General features: G+C 40.6%; 1 protein-coding gene. It reads right to left on the bottom strand.

Annotation, left to right across the window (positions count from 1 at the left end; all coding sequences use genetic code 11):
* On the bottom strand, window positions 1-345 hold a 345-nt coding region (locus tag Z054_RS29735), incomplete at both ends, for a beta-ketoacyl synthase N-terminal-like domain-containing protein (protein ID WP_035094025.1).

The raw sequence follows: 345 nt of genomic DNA, 5'->3' as shown, positions 1-345 counted from the left end.
ATCAATATCCCAACGCTTTTTAGGAATCTCACTAATACAATTCTTCCCCTGGGCAATATTCTCCCAAAATACCTCTACATCACCTGCCTCTGGAAACTGACCTGCCATACCTACAACTGCAATAGACTGTGGTCGAGAAGAAGGTTTTGTAGATTGATTAACTCTTCCCTGTGAACCAGTACGCCATGAGATAAGTTGTCTTCCTTTAGTTGCTTTTGAGATATCGCTTTGAAAAGCCTTTTCTGAAATATCTACCGAAACAACAGGGGAACTTACTGTGATCCCTTCTTGTTCCATTTCTTCCTGAATATGACCACTAAGAGCCAGAAGAGTCGAATAACTATA

It is taken from the genome of Aquimarina macrocephali JAMB N27 (genome assembly GCF_000520995.1).
GTDB lineage: Bacteria > Bacteroidota > Bacteroidia > Flavobacteriales > Flavobacteriaceae > Aquimarina > Aquimarina macrocephali.
The sequence above is the reverse complement of the archived record's forward strand: the minus strand, read 5'-3'. Positions and strand labels throughout refer to the sequence as shown.